Genomic DNA, 18,994 nt, shown 5'->3' on the forward strand with positions numbered 1-18,994 from the left:
CGCCGGCCTTTTGCTTTGATCGCGGGAGCGGCTCAGAACTCTTCCCAATCGTCCTGCGCCAATGCCGTGTTGCCGGAAACCTGCGGGATCGGCCGGCTGGCGGTGCGGGCGGGCTGGTAGGCCGCACGCTGCGGCTGGACCTGCGGGCGTGCCGCCTGCTGTACCGGCTGCACGCTTGCCGTCACCGCCGCGCCGGCGCGGAAGCGCGCGACGAGCGACTTCAGCGTCTGGGCTTCGTCGTTCAGCGCCATGCTGGCGGCGGTGGTTTCCTCCACCATCGCGGCGTTCTGCTGCGTGACCTGGTCCATCTGGTTGACGGCGGCGTTGATTTCCTTGAGCCCGACGGCCTGTTCGGAGGCGGACGAGGAAATCTGGCGGATGAGATCGTTGATCTGGTTCACCTGGTGGGCGATGTTTTCCAGCGCGTCGCCCGCACGGCCGACGAGGCTGACGCCATCGCGCACCTGGGACTCCGACGTGTTGATCAGCGTCTTGATCTCCTTGGCGGCATTGGCCGAGCGCTGAGCGAGCTCGCGCACTTCCTGCGCCACGACGGCGAAGCCCTTGCCGGCCTCGCCTGCGCGCGCCGCTTCCACGCCGGCATTGAGCGCCAGCAGGTTGGTCTGGAAGGCGATGTCGTCGATGACGCCGATGATGTTGGAGATTTCGCGCGAGGAGCTCTCGATGCCGTGCATCGCATCGATCGCCTTCTGCACGACTTCGCCCGACCGGCTGGCATCCTCGTTCGCCGTTTCAACGGACTTGGCCGCGACCCGCGCATTCTCCGCGCTGGAATTGACCTGCGAGGTCAGCTGGTCGAGGGCGGCCGCGGTCTCCTCGAGGCTTGCGGCCTGCTGCTCGGTGCGGTGTGAGAGATCGGCCGCGCCCTTGGAGATCTCGCTGGTGCCGCCGCCGATATTGCCGACAGAGGCGTTGACCGTCTGGATCGTCTCCTCGAGGCTGGCGATGGCGGAGTTGAAGTCGGTCTTCAGCTTGCCGTATTCACCCGGGAAATCGCCGGACAGGCGGAAGGCCAGGTTGCCTTCGGAGAGCTGGGCGAGGCCGTCGCCGAGGCGGGCGACGATCTCGCGCTGCAGGGCGCTCGATTCCGCGCGCTCCGTCTCCGAGCGGCTGCGTTCGGCTTCCGTCAGCTCGCGCTGGCGGCTGGCTTCGGCTTCCAGCGTGCGGGTATTGGCGAGCTGGTGGCGGAACCCTTCCAGCGCCTTGGCGACGGCGCCGGTTTCATCGGACCGGTCCTGCCCGGTGACGGGCTGCGTATAGGTGCCGCCGCTCAGCGCATCGACGTCGCGCACAAGGCCGGCGAGCGGCTTCTGCACGAAGATGCGCACCGCGACGTAGAGCCCGGTCAGCACGGCAGCCAGAACGATGAGGCCACCGATGATCATCATGAAGGTCTGATCCTGCACGGGCGCGTTGATCGCCGCGCGCGGCACATCGACGAGCACGATCCAGGACGTGTTGATGTCCGGCAGCGCGAAGGGGTAGACGACACGATCGAAGGCGGCGAGTTCGTCGAAGGTCACGTTCTCGACGAGACCCGGCTTGCCCGTGGAGAGCGCGGATTTGACGACATCCTCGCCGACGCCTTCATAGGGCTTCATGATGAGGTCGGCATTCGGCGCGACGAGCCACTTGCCGGTCTGCGACAGCAGCAGCACGCGCCCCTCGCCGAACGGCGCCAGCTTGCTCAGCTTGTCGGAGAGGGTCTTCAGCGAGACGTCGACGCCGGTGACGCCGATACGCTTGCCACCCGATATGACGGGAAACGCGATCGAGGCCATGGTGAAGCCTTCGCCGGTCGAGCTTTCCTTGTAGGGCTGGGTCATCGCGCCCTTGCCGGAATTCGCCGCCAGGGCATACCACTCGGCCTTGTAATCGGATTCGAAGGTGGAGAGCGCGATGGAGCCGTCCTTGCGCTTGGTCCAGTAGGGATTGAACGAGCCATCCTTGAACGTGCCGGTCTCCAGCGACTCGCCCGTCTCGCGCGACTTGCCGTCGAAGGCATTGGGCTCTTCCGCAAACCAGCTGCCGAGCGCGAAGTCGTTCTTCTCCGCATTGGCCTTGATGATATCGACCACTTCCTTTCGGTCGAAGTGAGCGTTGGCATGGCCCTGCTCGATCACGCCGGCCATCGAGCGCGCGGCGCTGGCGAGCTGCCCGATATCGGTCGCGATGTCGGACGCGATGGCTTTCGCTTCCGTGTTCGCCTCCGAATAGACGAGGCCGGCGACGCGATCTTGGCTCTGCTGGATGAGCACGGTGTTGGAGGCGAGCAGCACCAGGGCGATGGTGCCGCCGGTCACTGCAATGAGCTTCGTCGCGAGCGACTTGGCCTGAAGCTTGAACATGAAATCCTCACGATAGGAAGCGTCCGCGGCGGTTGCCGCGGAGAAGCACGTTCGATTGTCGGGATGGGCTCCATCATGGAGTGCGAGGCGCGCGACCTGCGTCCTGGACCGCCCGGGTCGCTTTTCGCAACGCCGGTGGTTTGAGGATTTCAATACTCTGTAGAATATTAATAAAGAGCCAAATTTCGATCCCTAGTGTCTACGGGATCGCTGAATTGCCGGGCGTCGCAGGCAAAGCGACACGCGGTGTCCCCGTTGCGAAGGTCTCCGCAACGGGGCCGCGCGATGGCGTCAGACTTCCGCGTCGACGGCGTTTGCGAAGGGGATGGACGGCTGGGCGCCGGGCTTCAGGCAGGCGAGCGAACCGGCGACGGCCGCGCGGCGCAGTGCGTCCTTGAAGCCAAGTCCGGCATCCAGCGACGCGGCCAGGTAGCCGCAGAACGTGTCGCCCGCGCCGACGGTATCGACGGGCTCGATCTTGAGGCCGGCGGCCCGGTAGATCTCGTTCTTGCGGATGGCGACGACGCCATCCGCGCCGAGCGTGACGATGATGGTCTGGCCGTTCTCGCCGTGGATGCGACGCATGACCGCTTCCCGCTCCTCATCGGAGAGCTCGCCCTTGCCGGCGAAAAGATCGAATTCCGTTTCATTGGCGACGAGGATGTCGGCCGCGCCACCCAGCCGCTTGGCCTCGGCATTGAACGGCGCGATGTTGATGATCGAGATGACGCCCTTCTGCTTGGCGGCGGCCAGCGCGGCCTCGATCGCGGTGGTCGGGATTTCGAACTGCAGCATCAGGTAATCGCCACGCGACATGGCCGCGATAGCGCGCTTGGCGTCCTCGTCGCTGACGGTGCCGTTGGCGCCGGGAACGACGACGATCATGTTCTCGCCGTCAGGGGCCACAAGGATGTGGGCGGTGCCCGTCGCCTCGGCGGGATAGCGCACCGCGTTGAGGTCCACGGCGGCATCGGCCAGCAGCGCCAGCGCCTGGCTGCCCAGGCGGTCGTCACCCACGGCACCGGCCATGCGCACCATTGCCCCGGCGCGGCGCGCGGCAAGCGCCTGGTTGGCGCCCTTGCCGCCGGCAGCGGTGGTGAAGCTGGTTCCCATCACCGTTTCGCCGGGTCTCGGCAGGCGTTCCGGCGTGGCGATGAGGTCCATGTTGATGGAGCCGAAGACGGTGATCATGAAAATAGCCCTTTGTCGTTTCCGCAGGACACTGCCCGAGGCAGTCAGTCCTCGTCAACCACCCTCAGCCGCGGCGGCGCCGTTCGTCCTTCCGCAACCGTATCGGCGCTCTCCGAAAGGGCGGTGACGGTCTCGAATTCCAGCTCGCCGATGCGCGCGCCGCGCCGGGTAAGCTTCTCCGTCGACGTCAAAATCAGGTCCACATCCTTCTGTGCGGCGGTGAAATGGCCGTGCAGCTTGCGCACCCGGTCGTCGAGCCGCGTCAAATCGTCCATCAGCCGTGCGACCTCGCCCTGGATGACGTGGGCCTGCTCGCGCATGCGCTGGTCCTTCAACAGCGCCTGCAGCACCTGCACGGACAGCATCAGCAGCGAGGGCGAGACGATGACGACGCGGGCGCGGTGCGCCCGCTGCACGACGGCCTCGAAATTCTCGTGGATGCTGGCGAAGATCGATTCGGACGGCACGAAAAGAAAGGCCGTGTCCTGCGTCTCGCCAGCGATCAGGTATTTTTCCGAAATATCGCGGATGTGGACTTCCATGTCGCGGCGGAACTGCTGAGCGGCGATCTTTGCGGCCTCCGGCGAGCGCGCGTCCGACATCGCGTTCCATGCTTCGAGCGGGAATTTCGCGTCCACGACGAGCGGCGGCTGGCCGTTCGGCATGCGGATCGTGCAGTCCGGCCGCACCCCGCTCGCCAGCTGCGCCTGGAACTGATAGGCGCCGGACGGCAGCGCATCGGCGATGATGGTCTCCATGCGCGACTGGCCGAAGGCGCCGCGCGTCTGCTTGTTGGAGAGAATGGCCTGAAGCCCCACCACGTCCTTGGCCAGAGACTGGATGTTGGTCTGGGCGTTGTCGATCACCGCGAGCCGCTCCTGCAGGCGGCGCAGGTTCTCATGGGTCGCGCGCGTCTGTTCGGAGATCGACTGGCCGAGCCGCTGCGTCAGCCCGTCGAGCCGGATGTTGATGGCCTGGTTGGTCTCGGACTGCTTGGCGCCGAAGACCTCGGCCATGGCGGCGACGCGCCCCTGCATCTCCGTCTGCGCCTTGAGCAGTTCGGCGAAGCGCAGCTCCGCGAGGCTTGCCGCCTCGCGCTGGCGCGCCTGACTGCGGCGGGCCGAAAGCAGGCCGAAAACCAGGATCAGAACGGCGAGAAGCAGGGCCAGCGCAGGCCCGGTTCCGCCGAGCCGGTCGAGCGTGGAGGTGAGAAGCGTATCAAGGGCAGGATCGATCATGCCGCGACCATACCATGGATGACGGCAAAAACCAGATCATACCGTGAACAAAGCCGCTTTCCGGTCGCGCAAGCCGATTGAAAGCCCGAAAAAAGCAGGTTAAGGAGGCGCATGACCATCAAGCCGCTGATTATCCTTCCCGATCCGATCCTTCGCCAGGTCTCGCAGCCCATCGAGACAGTGGATGGCGAGGTCAAGAAGCTCGCCGACGACATGCTGGAAACCATGTATGACGCGCCGGGCATCGGCCTTGCCGCCATCCAGATCGGCGTTGCGCGCCGCATGCTGGTGCTCGACGTGTCGAAGGACGGCGAGGACAAGCAGCCGCTCGTCTTCATCAACCCGGAAATCGTCTCCGCCACGGATGCGCGTTCGGTTTACGAGGAAGGCTGCCTTTCGATCCCCGACTATTACGCGGAAGTCGAGCGTCCGGCAGCAATCAAGGTCAGGCATCTCGACCGGGACGGCAAGGAACAGCTGACGGAGGCCGACGGCCTGTTGGCGACCTGCCTCCAGCACGAGATCGATCACCTGAACGGCGTGCTGTTTATCGACCACATTTCCAAGCTGAAGCGCGAAATGGTGATCCGCAAGTTCACCAAGGCCGCCAAGCTGCGCGGCAGCAAGGCGCTCTGAGCGCGATTGCTGCGGCTTCGTTTTCACGCGGTTCAAGGCGCGAGACCGCCTTGCGGTGTTGCCGAACCGCTTTCACGGAGGCTGACCGATGGCCCTTCGCATCATCTTCATGGGCACGCCGGACTTCTCCGTCCCGACCTTGACGGCACTGGCCGCGGCGGGCCACGAGATCGTCGCCGTCTATTCGCAGCCGCCGCGCCCGGCCGGCCGCCGCGGCCTCGAGCTGGTCAAATCCCCTGTGCATCAGGCGGCCGAGCGGTTGGGCATTCCCGTGCGCACACCCGTCAATTTCCGTGAGGACGCGGAGCTCGAGGCGTTCCGCGACCTGAAGGCGGATGTCGCCGTCGTCGTGGCCTACGGCCTGCTGCTGCCGGAAGCGATCCTCACCGGCACGCGTCTCGGCTGCTACAACGGCCATGCCTCGCTCCTGCCGCGCTGGCGGGGGGCGGCCCCCATCCAGCGGGCGATCATGGCGGGCGATGCCGAGACCGGCATGATGGTCATGAAGATGGACAAGGGCCTCGATACCGGCCCCGTCGCGCTCACCGCCCGCGTGGCGATCGGCGAGACCATGACTGCCGGGGAACTGCACGATGCGCTGATGCAGGAAGGCGGCGCGCTGATGGTCGAGGCCATGGCGAAGCTGGAAGCCGGCAACCTGCCGCTGACGCGGCAGGCCGAGGAGGGCGTGTTCTACGCCGCAAAGATCGACAAGGCCGAAACCCGTATCGACTTTTCGAAGCCGGCTAAGGATGTGCACAACCATATCCGCGGCCTCTCGCCATTTCCCGGTGCGTGGTTCGAATTGCCCGTCGCCGGCAAGCCGGAACGGGTGAAGGTGCTGGCAAGCGCGCTCGTCGATGAAAGCGCCGTGCATCCCGCCGGCACGGTTCTCGATGATGCGCTGACCATCGCCTGCGGCAAGGGCGCCGTCCGGCTGATGCGCTTGCAGAAGGCCGGCGGCAAGCCGCTCGATGCCGCCGATTTCCTGCGCGGCACGGCGGTCGCGCCCGGTCAGGTCCTGGCCTGATGCCGCGCTACAAGCTCGTGATCGAATATGACGGCACGCCCTATGTGGGCTGGCAGCGGCAGGACAATGGCCCCTCCGTCCAGGGCGCCATCGAAGCCGCGATCCTGTCGCTGACCGGCGAGACCGTCTCGATCCGCGGGGCGGGGCGCACGGATTCCGGCGTGCACGCCATGGGGCAGGTCGCCCATGCCGACCTGACGCGCGACTGGAAGGAACATACGCTCCGCAACGCCCTCAACGCCCATCTCGGCATGGCCGGCGAGCGGGTGGCCATCCTCGACGCGGCACGGGCGCCCGACGATTTCGATGCCCGCTTCTCCGCGAAGAAGCGACACTATCTCTACCGCATCATCTCGCGCAAGGCGCCGCTGGCGCTGGAGGCGAACCGCGCCTGGTTCGTCGCCAGGGACCTCGATCACGAGGCCATGCATGCAGCCGGCCAGATGCTGGTGGGAAAACACGACTTCACGACATTCCGCGCGGCCCAGTGCCAGGCGAACAGCCCGGTGCGCACCATCGACCGTCTGGAGGTGACGCGCAGCGGCGATCTCATCGAGATGCGTGTGTCCGCGCAAAGCTTCCTGCACAACCAGATCCGTTCCTTTGCCGGAACGCTGAAGCTGGCCGGCGAGGGCAAGTGGACGGCCGGCGATGTGCGCGCGGCGCTGGAGGCGCGCGACCGCAAGGCCTGCGGCCCCGTCGCGCCCCCGGATGGCCTTTACTTCATGGCTGTCGATTACTGATCAGACCGGCATCGTGCCGAGAAGGCGCTGCAGTTCCTGTCCGACGATCATCGGCGGCAGCACGAAGATCGCAGTGATGGCCGCGGCCAGAAGGCCCTGCCTGCCGACGCACATCCAGACCAGCCGGTACTGCAGCACGACACTGGCGCCGAAGACGACATAGAGAAGCAGGCCGGCGAACGGCGCGCTTGTGGGCAGCACGAGCGTCAGCGCGAAGGGAATGGCGGCCGCATAGGCGAAGGGGATCGCGACCCAGTTGCTGGCGGTCACCAGCGTTGCGAGATACTTGCCGTAGCCCAAGGGGCCGGCGAGCACCGCCAGCAACGCGAGCGGCAGCATCCAGCCGACGACGTCGATGATGGCGAGCTTCACCAGGAAATTGAAGCCGGCGGGCGTATCGGCGGGCATGGCGGCGAGATAATAGAGCCGCCAGGACGCCCAGATCACGGCAAAGGCCGGCAGGCACCACACGATCGCCCAGAACGACCGCGTGAAGCCGCGCATCGTCAGGTCCAGCCAGCCGAAGCCTTCCTGCTTCTGGCGCAGCAGCAGAACGACGCCGGTGAGATAGTGCAGGACCTCGTCAAGACCGGGCATTGTCGAACCAGCGTTCGATGAAGGTCTCGTAGATCGACGTCAGCGTCTCGAGATCGGCGACGGCCACCCGCTCGTCCACCATATGCATGGTCTGCCCGACAAGGCCGAACTCGACGACCGGGCAATAATCCTTGATGAAACGGGCATCGGACGTGCCGCCGGTCGTCGACAGCTTCGGCGCGTGGCCGGTCACCGCTTCCACCGCGCCCGACAGCGAGGCGATCAGCTGGTTGTTGCGCGTCAGGAAGACATGGCTGGGGCGTTCGGCCCAGGCGATATCGTAGCGCACGGGGCTGCGGCCGGGCCGCAGCCTCTCGTCGGCGGCAGCGGCATCGAGCCGGCGCACGATCTCGGCCATGACGGTCTCGGCCGTCCAGGTGTCGTTGAAGCGGATGTTGAAGCTGGCGGTCGCCTTGCCCGGCACGACATTGGTGGCGCGGTTGCCGATGTCGATGGTGGTCACTTCGAGGTTCGACGGCTGGAAGTTTTCGGTGCCGGCGTCGAAAGGGGGGTCCATCAGGGCGTCCGTCAGCGCGACGATGCCGCGCACGGCATTGTCGGCAAGGTGCGGATAGGCGGCATGACCCTGCACGCCGTGCACCGTCACGGTGCCGGAGACGGAGCCGCGCCGGCCGATCTTGATCATGTCGCCGAGCTGGTCGGGATTGGTCGGCTCGCCCACCAGGCAGGCATCCCAGCGCTCGCCGCGGGCGGCTGCCCATTCGAGCAGCTTGATCGTGCCGTTGACGGCCGGGCCTTCCTCGTCGCCGGTGATGAGGAAGGAAACGGAGCCCTTCGGCGGGCCGTGCTTCTCGATGTGGCGCGCGACGGCGGCGACGAAGCAGGCGATGCCGCCCTTCATGTCCACGGCGCCGCGGCCGAACATCTCGCCGCCGGCGATCTCCGCGCCGAACGGATCATGCGTCCAGGCAGCCTCGTCGCCGACAGGCACGACGTCGGTATGGCCGGCAAACATCAGATGCGGGCCGTCCGCGCCGATGCGGGCATAGAGGTTTTCGATATCGGGCATGCCGGGCTCGCGAGCCACCATGCGCTCCACGGTGAAGCCGAGCGGCTCCAGCATGGCGGCAAGGGCTGTCAGCGCGCCGCCTTCGGCGGGCGTCACGGACGGGCAGCGGATCAGGGTGGCGAGATTGGCAATCGGGTCGGCAGAGGTCATGGGCATGCGATCACGGCACGGAAACAGAGGGAATCGAGATGTAGCCCATCGCTCGCAAGCTGTCACGCGTGGCCGGAGCGCGCGGCGCTCAGTCCTTCGGATGGTCAGACAGGCGTCCGTAGTCGTTCGGCCCCTGGGTGCCGGGCCAGACGAGAAACACGAAGAGCGCGAAGAACGAGAGCGCGGGAACGAAGAGGCAGAGGACGAGAGGGGCGGGCAGGTTCATGTCGTGCACCCGCTTGACCGAAAGCATCAGCGAGGAGATCGTCGAGACGACCGCCAGCGCCAAGAAGACGAGAACCCACGGGACGAAGGACGGATGGTCCTCCGGCACGGCAAGGACGCGGGTGAAGGAGGCCGACAGGACCATCAGCCAGAAAGCCCAGCCGAGCGCATGCGGCGCGCGGCTGAGGCGACCCGACCAGCCGAAGAAGAGCCAGGCGAGACGCGGTCGCTGCTCTTCTACGGCCATAGGGAATTAATCCCGGAGAAGTTCGTTGATGCCGGTCTTCGAACGGGTCTGGGCATCCACGCGCTTGACGATGACGGCGCAATAGAGGCTGGGCGCGGGCAGGCCGTTCGGCATGGTCTTGTCCGATGGCATGGAGCCGGCGACGACGACCGAATAGGGCGGCACTTCGCCATAGGTCACTTCGCCGGTCGCGCGATCGACGATTTTGGTCGACTTGCCGATGAACACGCCCATGCCGAGCACGGAGCCCTCGCGCACGATGCAGCCTTCCACGACTTCCGAGCGCGCGCCGATGAAGCAATTGTCCTCGATGATGGTCGGGCCGGCCTGCATGGGTTCCAGCACGCCGCCGATGCCGACGCCGCCGGAGAGATGCACATGCTTGCCGATCTGCGCGCAGGAGCCGACGGTCGCCCAGGTATCGACCATGGTGCCTTCGCCGACATAGGCGCCGAGATTGACGAAGGAGGGCATCAGGATGGCGTTCGGCGCGATATAGGCCGAGCGGCGCACGACGCAGTTCGGCACGGCGCGGAAGCCGGCCTTCTCGAATTCATTGACGCTCCAGCCGTCGAACTTGGACGGCACCTTGTCCCACCAGGAGGACTCGCCCGGGCCGCCCTTGACGATTTCCATCGGGTTGAGGCGGAAGGAGAGCAGCACGGCCTTCTTGAGCCACTGGTTCACCGTCCAGTTGCCGTCCTCGCCGCGCTCGGCGACACGCACCTTGCCTGCATCCAGCAGGTTGAGCGCGGTCTCGACCGCATCGCGGATTTCGCCGCGCGTGCTGGTGCTGACACCGTCGCGTTCCTCGAAGGCGCGCTCGATGGTGGCGGAAAGGGTGGCGAGATCGGACGTGCTCATCGGAATTCCTTAAACTTCGACGCTTATTTTCGCTTGTCGGCAGGCCGGAAGGTCGATTTCATCAATCAGCGAAATGCTCTAGAGCAAGTGCCGGAAAAGATGAAGCCCTTTTCCGGCAGATACTGTCGCACGGACGCAATGGTGATTCCGCACGGCGGCAAGACAGGAAGAAGTGATGGCAAGACTGAAGAAAAAGAATCTGCGCCGCAAGGATGGCGTGTGGGATCCGTTGGCCGACAGCGCGCAGGACAAGCATCGCGCTTCCGTCGTGCCGCAGACGCCGCAATCGGCGCACCCCGCCTATCGGCTTGCCTATGTCGACGACGATTTCCTCTGCCGCGAGGAACTGCGTCCGGTGCGCCTCCAGCTGGAACTCCTGAAGGTGGAGATGATGCTGGCCGAGCACGGCATCAAGTCGACCATCGTGATGTTCGGCGGCGCGCGCATTCCCGCGCCCGGGCAGGATGCCTGGGCGGCCCGCAACGAAACGCAGCGCGTCAATCTGGAGGCGGCCTCGATCTATTACGAGGAAGCACGCAAATTCGCGCGCATGTGCTCCGAGAAGTCGGCGGAGCTCGGTTTCAAGGAATATGTCGTCGTCACCGGCGGCGGGCCGGGCGTGATGGAAGCGGGCAACCGCGGCGCGGCCGATGTCGGCGCACCGTCCATCGGCCTCAACATCGTATTGCCGCACGAGCAGGCGCCGAACCCTTATGTCACGCCCGAGCTCAGCTTCAATTTCCACTATTTCGCGATCCGCAAGATGCATTTCCTGCTGCGCGCCAAGGCCGTGACGGTCTTCCCGGGCGGCTTCGGCACGCTGGACGAGCTGTTCGAGACGGTCACGCTGATGCAGACCGGGCGCATGGCGCTCGTTCCGCTCATCCTGTTCGGCAAGGAATTCTGGCACAAGATCATCGACTTCGATGCCCTTGCCGCCTTCGGCACCATCGCGCCCGGCGATGTCGAATTGCTGGAATTCGTCGAGACGGCCGAGGAGGCCTGGGACATCATCGTGAAGTTCTACGAGAAGCTCGAAGCCGAGCATGCCGTGGCTGAAGCCTGACATAAGGTAGGCCATGCACTGCCGCCGATAAAAGACGCCCCGGCTGGAAATGCTCTATTTCTGGTGGCGTTTCATGACCATTTCGTCGGCGGTGATGAAGCCGTCGCCGTTGCGGTCGCGCTGCTTGAAGAGAGCGGCGGCGGCCGTTTCCATCTCCCCCTTCGTCAGGACGCCGTTCTTGTCGGTGTCGGCGCGCTCAAACATGCGTGCGCCCATGCGGTCGATACGCGCATCACGCATCGCCTGGCGCGCGGCGTCCTTCGCCTCGCCGTCGGTCGCCTTCACGGCCTGGAATGCCTTTCGGGCATCCCGGAACGCTTCGCGCCTGGCGTCCACTTCCGCCTTGCTCACCTCGCCGTTCTTGTCCGTATCGAACCGCTCGAAGGTCGTCGTGGCATAGGCGAGCATCTCGGCCTGCGAGATCTTGCCGTCCTTGTCGGTGTCGGCGCGCTCCAGCATGCGCTGCGCACGCTCCTCGCTCTTCTTGCCGTGCCACTTGCCCTTGCCGCCGGCATCGGCCACGTCAATGGCACCATCCTTGTTGGTGTCGCGACGTTCGAAGATCCTTTCGGCGGCAGCCATGACCTCGGCTTCTGAAAGCGTACCGCTTTTATCGGTATCGGCGCGGTCGAACATCTTGCCCGCACCCGGCAGCATGTAGGGCCCACCGGCGCGCAGTGCCTCGCGGGCCTTGTCCTTGTCCGCATCGGCGGCGGTGCGGATCGCCTTGTGCGCATCCTTGAACGCAGCGTGGCGCGCCTTGATCTCGTCCTTCGTCACCTGGCCGTCACCATTGGCGTCGAAGGCCTTGAAGGCGGCGGCCGCATTGGCCTTGAATTCGGCAAGCGTCACCTTGCCGTCCTTGTCCGTATCCAGCCGTTCGATCATCGCGGCATGGCGGGCATGATGCTTGCCGTGCTTGCCTTCGTGTTTGGCGGCGAAGGCCGGGGCGGCGAAGCCCGAGAAGATAAGGCTGGCGGCAACGGCGCCGAGAAGGAGTTCCTTTTTAGCCATGGTCGTTCCTTTCATCCATTGTCGTCCCTTGGGAGCACAGGATAAAGGGAAAGCCGGCCGTGGCCAGTTACAAATTGGTAATTGAACCCTTTGACCGGAAAGGGTTTTTTCCGTGTCAGGAATGTGGCCAGCCGCGCGTCAGAGAAGCGCGTTCAGGAAGGCCGTGAGGTCGGAGGTCGCATAATCGATATGCTCGTCCTCTTCCGAGCGCTTCTCCCAGGCGTCCACGAATTCGTGGTTTTCGTTCTGCGGAATGAGCAGCACCGTCTTCATGCCGAGCGCCTTCGGCACGAGAAGATTGCGCGGCAGGTCCTCGAACATCACTGCCTGCTGCGTCTCGATGCGGTGCAGCGCCATGAACTTGTCATAAGTCGCGCCCGCCGGCTTGGGCATGTACTCGGCCGCCACGATATCGAAGACGTCGTCGAAATGGTCGAAGATGCCGAGCGCCTTTGCGGCCATCTCGGCATGTTTGACGCTGCCATTGGTGAAGATGAACTTGCGGCCCGGCAGTGCCCGGATCGCCTCGCCCAGCGACAGGTCCGGCGACAGCACGCCGTAGTCGATGGCATGCGCCTTTTCCAGGAAGTCCAGCGGGTCGATGTCGTGGTGGATCATCAGGCCCTTCAGCGTCGTGCCGTGGTCGTAGTAATATTGCTTCTGCAGGGCGCGCGCATCTTCGCGCGACAGGCCGAGCAGCGCCGAGACATAGGCCGTCATGTTCTTGTCGATCTGGGCGAAGAGATCGACGTGGTGCGGATAGAGCGTGTTGTCGAGGTCGAAGACCCAGTCACGCACATGGGCGAAGTCGGCTTTGTTCGGAAGATCGGTCATGGCCGCCTTATGCCATGGGCCTGCGCAGCGGCAAACGGAAATTTAAGGCGCCGCTTTCGCTGCCGATGGATTTGCGCAAACCGGCGTGCTAGCGGCAGTGCATGGAACTCTGGATCCCCATCACCATCGCCGCCGCCTTCCTGCAGAACCTGCGCTCGGCCCTGCAGAAGCATCTTCAGGGCTCGCTGGGTACGCGCGGCGCGAGCTTCGTGCGCTTCGGCTATGGTTTCCCGCTGGCAATCCTCTATGCGCTTTCGCTGCACTGGATCGCCGGCCTGGCGTTTCCGGCGCTCAACTGGACCTTCGCGGCCTGGACGGTGATCGGTGGTCTCGCGCAGATCTTCGCGACCATGCTGCTCGTCTATCTGTTCTCGCTCAGGAACTTCGCCGTCGGAACGGCCTATTCCAAGACGGAGCCGGTGCAGGCGGCGATCTTCGGCTTCATCCTGCTCGGCGAGCGCATCACGCCCGGCGCCGTCGCCGCCATCATCGTCGGCGTCATCGGGGTCATGCTGATCTCGGTCGCCCGCGCGCCGCTGTCCTGGCGCAACACCTTCGCGGCGCTGACGGGCCGCACCGCCCTGATCGGCATTGCGTCAGGCGGCGTTTTCGGCGTGTCGGCGGTCGCCTATCGCAGCGCCGCCCTGTCGCTGGACGGGCCGGGGCCGATCATGAACGCGGCCGTGACGCTCGCCTGCGTGACGACCTTCCAGACGATCTTCATGCTCATCTGGATGCTGTGGAAGGACAAGAACGAGATCGTCCAGGTTCTCAAGAGCTGGCGCTCCTCGTCGCTGGTCGGCATCACCGGCGTCACGGGCTCGGCCTGCTGGATCACGGCGATGAGCCTCCAGCAGGTGGCCTATGTGCGCGCACTCGGCCAGATCGAGCTGGTCTTCACCTTCATGGCCTCCTACTTCCTCTTCCACGAGCGGGTGAACCGCACGGAAGTGGCGGGATGCCTGCTGATCGTTTGCGGCATCCTAGGCCTGCTCTTCCTGTAGGCCCGGCGGCGCAGTGCCGCCGGCAAAAGCCGTCAGGGCACGATCAGCGTGCCGGCGCCATGCTCGGTGAAGAGTTCGAGCAGCACCGAATGGGCGGTCTTGCCGTTGAGTATGACCACGCCCTGCACGCCCGCCTTGATGGCGTCGATGCAGGTCTCGACCTTCGGGATCATGCCGCCGGAAATCGTGCCGTCCTTGATGAGCGCGCGCGCCTGCACCACCGACAGTTCCTTGATCAACTGGCCGTCCTTGTCGAGCACGCCCGGAACGTCCGTCAGGAAGAGCAGGCGCGTGGCGTTCAGCGAGCCGGCGATGGCGCCGGCAAAGGTGTCGGCATTGATGTTGTAGGTGTGGCCGTCGCGGCCGGGCGCGACCGGCGCGATGACCGGGATCATCTCGGACCTGGCGAGCAGGTCGATCAGCGTGCGGTCGACTTCCACCACTTCGCCAACGAAGCCGAGGTCCAGAACGCGCTCGATATTGCTGTCGGGATCGGTGACGGTCTTCTTGGCCTTCTCGGCAAAGACCATGTTGCCGTCCTTGCCACACAGGCCGATCGCCCATTCGCCGGTCTGGTTGATGAGCGCGACGATCTCCTTGTTGATCGAGCCGGCGAGCACCATCTCGACGATCTCGACCGTCCTCTGGTCGGTGACGCGCAGGCCGCCTTCGAACTTCGATTCGATGCCCATCTTGGTCAGCATGGCGCCGATCTGCGGGCCGCCGCCATGCACGACGATGGGGTTGACGCCGGACTGCTTGAGAAGCGCGATGTCGCTGGCGAAGGCCTTGCCCAGCTCCGGGTTGCCCATGGCGTGGCCGCCATATTTCACCACGATGGTCTTGTTCTCGTAGCGCTGCATGTAGGGCAGGGCCTGAACGAGAAGGCGGGCTTGATTTTCGCTATCGGATTGGGACATGGCGGCCTCTCGGGAATGGGTGGGCGCCTGTTTAACGCATGTTTTGTGACGATGGAATGATCCTCTTTTCACAATGCGCGGGGCCGGCGCGAGAAAGCGCTTTTCATCACGTCAGCGTCGATGGCGCAACGGCACGGGGAAGATTATGATGTCCAGGCGTGCTTGCTATGGCAAAATGCCTCCGCGCGTTCCTATATGAGAGAAAACCACCGTTGCGCGCCACCCGCGCGAACCGAGAGAGTACACAAAGCGATGACGGCATTCGGCCGAGATATGGGCGAGACCCGCTGCGACGAGGTGATCGCCGGAGAATATGTGCTCGGCGCGCTTTCCCAGGAGGATTGCCGCAAGGTTGAGGCGCGGCTGGCATCCGACCGGCGCTTTGCCGCAATGGTCGGGCGCTGGCAGGAAACGCTTTCCACCTTCAGCGATGACGGGACGCCGCATGCCGCATCCGATGTCGGCTTCGGCGGCCACCGGCAGGTCCTGCATATGGGACCGTGCGATGCGGTGTTTACCGGCAAGGTTTCCGGCGGCTGCTGGAATTCCCTTGGCTTCTGGCGCGGGCTTGCCTTTGCAGGCGTTGCCGTTGCGGCCGGGCTCGTCCTGTCGCTCGGCGGCTTGCTCACGCAGCGGCCCGCCGGTGCCGGCCGCCCCGTGTCCGACGCCGCGGGCGAGGGCGGCGCAATCGACCATTTCGTGCATTACGAAGAGACGAACGGCGCGCTCCGCCTCACGCCGGTTTCCGATGCGGGTGAAAAGAAGCGGCCGCTCGAAGTCTGGCTGAAAAAGGAAGGCGAGGCGCCAGTGTCTCTGGGCGTCGTGCCCCGGACGGCGGGAAGCGCGCTCATCCTGTCACATCAGGGCCAGCCGCCTGAAAAGTGAGACGGCGCCGGTAAGTCCCTTCTGTCTCAGAATTCTTCCCAGTCCCCGCCCGATCCGGTGTCCTGTCGTGCGCCGAAGGCGCCGGCAAGCTTCTCGTTGAGCGCGAGCGCGGGGGAGGACACGGCACGGGACTGGCTGGAAGCGGGCTTGACGTTCCACTGGCCCGGGGATTTGCGCACCGGAGCCGGTGTGGCAGCGACCGGCGCGGCCGGTGTCGTAGGCACGACATGCAGATGCGATGCCTGCATGGTGCGGCTCGACGCCGACGTGCCGCCGACATTGAAGCGGCTGATCAGTGCGTTCAGCGCCTGAACCTCCGCGGCGAGCCCATGGCTGGCCGCCGTGGTTTCCTCGACCATGGCGGCATTCTTCTGCGTGCCCTGGTCCATGCTGTTGACGGCGGTGTTGATTTCCTGAAGGCCCACGGACTGCTCGCGTGCCGCCTCGACGATAGCCGCGACGTGGCTGTTGATCTCCTGCACCTCGGTGACGATGGTCTGCAACGCGCGGCCGGTGTCACCGACCAGGGACACACCGGTGCGGACCTGATCGCCCGATGTGGTGATCAGCGACTTGATTTCCTTGGCGGCCTTGGCCGAGCGCTGGGCCAGCTCGCGGACTTCCTGCGCCACGACCGCAAAGCCCTTGCCGGCCTCGCCCGCGCGGGCGGCTTCCACGCCGGCGTTCAGCGCGAGAAGATTGGTCTGGAAGGCGATATCGTCGATCACGCCGATGATGCTGGTGATCTCGCTGGAGGATTTCTCGATTTCGTTCATGGCCGCTACGGCGCGGCGCACGATCTCGCCCGATTTTTCGGCGCCGGCGCGTGTGCGCGCAACGAGGTCGCCGGCTTCTTCCGCGCGCCGGGTCGAATCCTTGACGGTCGTCGTGATCTCTTCCAGCGCGGCGGCGGTCTCCTCGACAGAAGCGGCCTGCTGTTCCGTGCGGCGCGACAGGTCGTCGGCAGCCGAGCGGATCTGGCTTGCGCCCGCGTCGATCGCCGCGGCGTTCTCGCCCACTTCGCGCAGCGCATCGCTGAGGCGGGATACAGAGGCGTTGAAGTCTGCCCGCAGCCGGTCGAGATCGCCCTCGAAGGGTTCGTCGATGCGGCAGGTCATGTCGCCGGCGGCAAGCCTGCCCAGGGCGTCGGCAAGGCTTGCAACGGCCTGCTGGACCTGGCCGCTGTCGCGCGTGCGTTCCGCCTCGCGCGCCTGCCGGTCGCTCTCGGCACGGCGGCGGTCGTCTTCGGCCTGGCGTTCGAGACGCTGGCGCTCGGCGGCGTTGTCACGGAAAACGGCGACGGTACCGGCCATGTCGCCGATCTCGTCCTTGCGGCCGGCGCTGTGAATGGTGACGACCGTATCGCCGTCGGCCAGCCGCTTCATCGCGCCCGCAAGGCCGTTGAGCGGTCGCACGACGCGGCGGTTGACGAGGAAGATCGCGGCAATGGCGAGGCCCATCGCAGCGGTGAGCGAAGTCCAGGTCAGCGCGAAGGCGGAGCCTTCCTCGGCACGCGCGCTCTCGATCGTTTCGTCCGTCACGGCCTGGGTGTGCACCACGAGCGCGTTGAGGGCCGCGGTGATCGCATCGGCGCTCGCCTTCATCGAGCCCTTGTAGATGTCGAGCGCCGGCCCCTTGGCACCGATGGCGGAGAACTGCACGAGCTTGGCGGCTTCCTCGAGATAGGTCGTCAGCGTCGTCTTGATGGTGTCGATCCCGGCGATCGCCGCCGCATCGCCGCTGTTATCCGCCGCATGGGTCTTCACCATGGCCTCGAAGGCTTCCGTGCGCTCCTTGATGCGCGCCTCGATGCGGCCGATCTCGTCCGGGTCCATCGAAAGCAGGTGTTCTGCATAGATCGCGTTGAGATCGGAAAAAGCATGGCTCAACTGCAGGATGGCGCTCAGCTGGGGCATGCGGTCGGTGCCGATACGCTCGATATGGCCGGTCATCGCAGACAGCGACCGGAACGCGACTGCCCCTTGCAGCGCCCCCAGAACGACCATCAGAAGGAAGAGCGCCGGCAGGAGCCTGCTGATCCGGACATTATGCATGACAGTTCCCTGGTTTTCTCGAAGACGCGCTTTGTGCGGTTGCGCGAAAGTCTAGGGCCCGTCGTTTAACGCGGCCTTAATGGGCCGTGCTCATCTCCTGCCTTGCCGGCCGGTTTTCCACACCCTACATGCCAGAGCGAACAGGAGTTTTCGATGATCCTCGACGCCGCCCGGCTTGCGCTTGCCAACCTCTTCGCCCCCGAAACGCGCAGCGTCTTCTGGAAGGTCCTGGGCCTGACGATCCTCGCCCTCGTCGTGGTGTGGTTCGGTCTGCGCGAAAGCTTCATCGCCTTCGCCTGGCCGTGGCTGCAAGGCGCGTTCATGCCGGACCTGCCGCAATGGGCGGGCTGGCTCACCTTCGTGTTCGGCATCGTTGCCAGCATCGGGCTCGCGCTCGGACTGGCGCTGCTGCTGGCGCCGGTGACCGCCATCATCGCGGGCTTCTTCCTCGACGATGTCGCCGAGGTCATCGAGAAGCGGGACTATCCTGCCGATAAGCCGGGTGTTCCGCTGCCCATGGGCCAGGCCATCGCCGGGTCGGTCAAGTTCCTCGGCATTGTGCTCGTCGGCAACCTTGTCGCGCTGTTCCTGCTCTTCATTCCCGGCGTCAACCTCATCGCCTTCTTCGCCGTCAACGGCTACCTGCTCGGCCGGGAATTCTTCGAGTTCGCCGCCATGCGCCATCGCTCGCCGCAGGAGGCGCGGCGGTTTCGGGAAAAGCACTTTTCCACGGTCCTGATCGCCGGCCTGCTGGTCGCAGCCTTCCTGGCGATCCCGATCGTCAATCTTCTCACGCCGCTTTTCGCCGCCGGCCTCATGGTGCACTTGCATAAGGCCTTGAGCCGCAAGGACCCCGGCTTCGCGCTTCCGCAGGCGCGATAAAGAAAAGCCGGCACG

At 65.3% G+C, this 18,994-nt stretch carries 18 protein-coding genes; 7 read left to right on the top strand and 11 right to left on the bottom strand.

Annotated features, from left to right (window positions below):
- Positions 1-32: 32 nt before the first annotated feature.
- The 3 genes from K6301_RS00235 to K6301_RS00245 all read right to left on the bottom strand — a co-directional run bounded on the left by K6301_RS00235 (position 33) and on the right by K6301_RS00245 (position 4,798).
- Positions 33-2,369, bottom strand: coding sequence for a methyl-accepting chemotaxis protein (locus K6301_RS00235; protein WP_247218505.1), 2,337 nt, complete (start codon positions 2,367-2,369; stop codon positions 33-35).
- 291 nt (positions 2,370-2,660) lie between these two features.
- Positions 2,661-3,560 carry a ribokinase gene (locus K6301_RS00240; protein ID WP_247218507.1) on the bottom strand — a complete coding sequence of 300 codons (900 nt, stop codon included), beginning with the start codon at positions 3,558-3,560 and terminating at the stop codon, positions 2,661-2,663.
- A 44-nt stretch (positions 3,561-3,604) separates the two neighbouring features.
- On the bottom strand, positions 3,605-4,798 hold the full coding sequence (locus K6301_RS00245; RefSeq protein ID WP_247218509.1) for a DNA recombination protein RmuC: 1,194 nt from the start codon (positions 4,796-4,798) through the stop codon (positions 3,605-3,607).
- A gap of 111 nt (positions 4,799-4,909) precedes the next feature.
- Between K6301_RS00245 and def the strand changes: the two genes are divergently transcribed.
- The 3 genes from def (at position 4,910) to truA (ending at position 7,207) form a co-directional block, all read left to right on the top strand.
- Positions 4,910-5,434, top strand: coding sequence for a peptide deformylase (def, locus tag K6301_RS00250; RefSeq protein WP_134647991.1), 525 nt, complete (start codon positions 4,910-4,912; stop codon positions 5,432-5,434).
- An 88-nt stretch (positions 5,435-5,522) separates the two neighbouring features.
- A complete protein-coding gene (fmt, locus tag K6301_RS00255) occupies positions 5,523-6,464 on the top strand; it encodes a methionyl-tRNA formyltransferase (RefSeq protein WP_247218511.1) in 942 nt (313 codons plus the stop codon).
- Positions 6,464-7,207 carry a tRNA pseudouridine(38-40) synthase TruA gene (gene truA, locus K6301_RS00260; protein ID WP_247218513.1) on the top strand — a complete coding sequence of 248 codons (744 nt, stop codon included), beginning with the start codon at positions 6,464-6,466 and terminating at the stop codon, positions 7,205-7,207. The genes fmt and truA overlap by 1 nt, the downstream gene beginning before the upstream one ends.
- Here truA and K6301_RS00265 read toward each other — a convergent pair whose 3' ends face one another.
- From K6301_RS00265 to dapD, 4 genes are all read right to left on the bottom strand, one after another.
- The gene (locus tag K6301_RS00265; RefSeq protein ID WP_247218516.1) at positions 7,208-7,804 is read right to left on the bottom strand and encodes a hypothetical protein; all 597 of its coding nucleotides are present in this window, start codon (positions 7,802-7,804) and stop codon (positions 7,208-7,210) included. It lies immediately after the preceding gene.
- The gene (gene dapE / locus K6301_RS00270) at positions 7,791-8,984 is read right to left on the bottom strand and encodes a succinyl-diaminopimelate desuccinylase (RefSeq protein WP_247218518.1); all 1,194 of its coding nucleotides are present in this window, start codon (positions 8,982-8,984) and stop codon (positions 7,791-7,793) included. Before dapE ends, K6301_RS00265 begins: the two co-directional genes overlap by 14 nt.
- An 88-nt stretch (positions 8,985-9,072) precedes the next feature.
- Positions 9,073-9,456, bottom strand: coding sequence for a DUF805 domain-containing protein (locus tag K6301_RS00275; protein ID WP_247218520.1), 384 nt, complete (start codon positions 9,454-9,456; stop codon positions 9,073-9,075).
- A 6-nt stretch (positions 9,457-9,462) separates the two neighbouring features.
- A complete protein-coding gene (gene dapD, locus K6301_RS00280; RefSeq protein ID WP_247218522.1) occupies positions 9,463-10,320 on the bottom strand; it encodes a 2,3,4,5-tetrahydropyridine-2,6-dicarboxylate N-succinyltransferase in 858 nt (285 codons plus the stop codon).
- Positions 10,321-10,495: 175 nt separating this feature from the next.
- On the opposite strand from dapD, the gene K6301_RS00285 reads away from it, so the two are divergent.
- Positions 10,496-11,386, top strand: a complete 891-nt coding sequence (locus K6301_RS00285; protein WP_247218524.1) for an LOG family protein — start codon at positions 10,496-10,498, stop codon at positions 11,384-11,386.
- Between the two features lie 54 nt (positions 11,387-11,440).
- Here the strand turns inward: K6301_RS00285 and K6301_RS00290 are convergent, their stop codons facing one another.
- Complete coding sequence (locus tag K6301_RS00290) at positions 11,441-12,400, bottom strand: EF-hand domain-containing protein (protein WP_247218527.1); 960 nt, start codon at positions 12,398-12,400, stop codon at positions 11,441-11,443.
- Positions 12,401-12,538: 138 nt separating this feature from the next.
- Entirely contained in the window at positions 12,539-13,234 is a 696-nt protein-coding gene (locus K6301_RS00295) for a pyrimidine 5'-nucleotidase (RefSeq protein WP_247218529.1), read from the bottom strand.
- A gap of 101 nt (positions 13,235-13,335) precedes the next feature.
- On the opposite strand from K6301_RS00295, the gene K6301_RS00300 reads away from it, so the two are divergent.
- Complete coding sequence (locus K6301_RS00300; protein WP_247218531.1) at positions 13,336-14,238, top strand: DMT family transporter; 903 nt, start codon at positions 13,336-13,338, stop codon at positions 14,236-14,238.
- Between the two features lie 32 nt (positions 14,239-14,270).
- Here K6301_RS00300 and argB read toward each other — a convergent pair whose 3' ends face one another.
- Entirely contained in the window at positions 14,271-15,158 is an 888-nt protein-coding gene (gene argB, locus K6301_RS00305; RefSeq protein WP_247218533.1) for an acetylglutamate kinase, read from the bottom strand.
- A gap of 273 nt (positions 15,159-15,431) precedes the next feature.
- Here argB and K6301_RS00310 point away from each other — a divergent pair, with 273 nt between their 5' ends.
- Positions 15,432-16,043, top strand: coding sequence for an anti-sigma factor (locus K6301_RS00310; protein ID WP_247218535.1), 612 nt, complete (start codon positions 15,432-15,434; stop codon positions 16,041-16,043).
- Between the two features lie 26 nt (positions 16,044-16,069).
- On the opposite strand, the gene K6301_RS00315 is transcribed toward K6301_RS00310, so the two are convergent.
- Positions 16,070-18,097, bottom strand: a complete 2,028-nt coding sequence (locus K6301_RS00315) for a HAMP domain-containing methyl-accepting chemotaxis protein (protein ID WP_281505872.1) — start codon at positions 18,095-18,097, stop codon at positions 16,070-16,072.
- Between the two features lie 153 nt (positions 18,098-18,250).
- On the opposite strand from K6301_RS00315, the gene K6301_RS00325 reads away from it, so the two are divergent.
- Entirely contained in the window at positions 18,251-18,979 is a 729-nt protein-coding gene (locus tag K6301_RS00325; protein ID WP_160870189.1) for a sulfate transporter family protein, read from the top strand.
- The last annotated feature ends 15 nt before the right edge of the window (positions 18,980-18,994 follow it).

The organism is Shinella oryzae, assembly GCF_023038235.1.
GTDB lineage: Bacteria > Pseudomonadota > Alphaproteobacteria > Rhizobiales > Rhizobiaceae > Shinella > Shinella sumterensis.